This is a genomic window from Metabacillus rhizolycopersici (genome assembly GCF_020075705.1).
Genome location: NZ_JAIQUM010000193.1, coordinates 1 through 1,770 on the forward strand (window position 1 = coordinate 1; position 1,770 = coordinate 1,770).

The following is a 1,770-nucleotide window of genomic DNA, read 5'->3' on the forward strand; positions in this document are numbered from 1 at the left end:
AGCCAACCAATGATTCTTGGCGAGTCGATGAGACGTATGTAAAAGTCAATGGTCAATGGATGTACCTATATCGTGCCGTTGATTCAGAAGGAAATACGATTGATTTTTATTTAAGCAAAACAAGAAATCATAAGGCTGCATAAGAACAGATTCCATTAGGAGTCTATATACCTCTTTCAAAGAAATGCAACCTTTGCACCAGAACCGATTTATAACGTATAACGTCTTAACCTCTTTTTTGTTCACATAATCACGCTTATCGGCATTAAAAAAAAGATCTTTAATTGGAAGATCCTTTTTCTTTTTATACTGCTAATTAAGCTAGACACACGATGTAGGAATTTAATTATCCTCGACTTTAGCCACTCTTAGTTTAGTTAATAAATATAGGGATTTATTGGAATAATAAATGTTAACTAATAATGTTGGAGGTAATCATGCTCGAAAAGAGAAAAATTAACGCCGGTGAGTTTCTTATATTAGTGATCGTATTTACGATAGGAGGTTCGATCCTTACTTTACCTGCTCCACTTACAACGATAGCAAAACAGGATGCCTGGATAGCTTCTTCTCTAATGTTTCTCATTGGTTTATTTTTTGTATTCATAACTACCCAATTAGATGCCATATATCCATCCGTAACTTATGTCGAATTGAATGAAAAAATATTAGGTAAATGGATTGGCAAAACTGCAGCACTGCTATTTCTTTTTTATCTATTTCACCTTTCTTCTTATCTTATTAGAGAAATGGGAAGTTTTTTTACGACACAAATATTGGTTGAAACACCGATCCAAATGATTATGATTATGTTGTTATTGACAAGCATAGTGGGTGTACATTTAGGATTAGAAGTCATCTGCCGTTCAATGTTAATATTTTTCCCTTGGATCATCTTACTGCTTTTACTATTATTCTTATTTCTTATCCCCCAAATTAAATTGGAAAATATACAACCTATTTTTGGAGAAGGCATGAAACCAATCATTAAGGGTTCATATGAAAATATAGCACTCCCCTATGCACAGTTTGTGATCTTATTAATGATCACACCGTATGTAACTGAAAAAAAAGAAATGAAAAAAGCCTTTTATAAAGGAGCATTAATTGGAGGAAGCGTCCTGACCATTCTAATTATTTTCAGTATTTTAGTATTGGGTGCTGACATTACCGCAAGACAATCCTATCCATCTTATACATTAGGAAGAAAAATAAGTATTGGAAATTTTTTAGAACGGATCGAAGTAATTGTCGCCATCATTTGGATTTTTACTATATATTTTAAGCTGACGATTTGTTATTATGGGCTCTCTCTTGGATTAGCTCAAGTCCTTGGATTGAAAAGTTATAAAATCTTACTATTTCCATTAGGATTTTTAATCCTTACCTTTTCAATCTTTTCACATCCAGATATAGTAGATTATCGTAACTTTATAGCAATAACGTGGACTCCTTATTCCTTAACGATTTGTTTTTTTCTTCCGTTGTTATTGTTAATTTTCGGAAAAATAAAGAAAAAACGATCTGCTTCTAAAGCAGCTAAAGTGCCAGTTCATTGAACAAGATTCCAAGGATCGCATGAATACTCTATACAAATCCAGTTAACATAATGAGACGTTATCGGCATTGAAAAAGGATCCTTAAATCTGAACTGCACCCCAATTGTTAGACACAACTAACAATTGGAGGTGCAGTTTTTTATGACCAAATATTCTTTAGAAACAAAATTAACGGCTGTTAACGCTTATCTCGACGGTGTAGAATCCTTTA

The 1,770-nt window shown here is 33.0% G+C and carries 1 protein-coding gene and 1 pseudogene; both read left to right on the forward strand.

Annotated features, from left to right (window positions below; all coding sequences use genetic code 11):
• Nucleotides 1-140 (forward strand): annotated as a pseudogene (locus tag K9V48_RS27845) (DDE-type integrase/transposase/recombinase); the annotation flags it as partial.
• Nucleotides 141-437: 297 nt separating this feature from the next.
• On the forward strand, nt 438-1,559 hold the full coding sequence (locus tag K9V48_RS27850) for a GerAB/ArcD/ProY family transporter (RefSeq protein ID WP_224142295.1): 1,122 nt from the start codon (nt 438-440) through the stop codon (nt 1,557-1,559).
• The last annotated feature ends 211 nt before the right edge of the window (nt 1,560-1,770 follow it).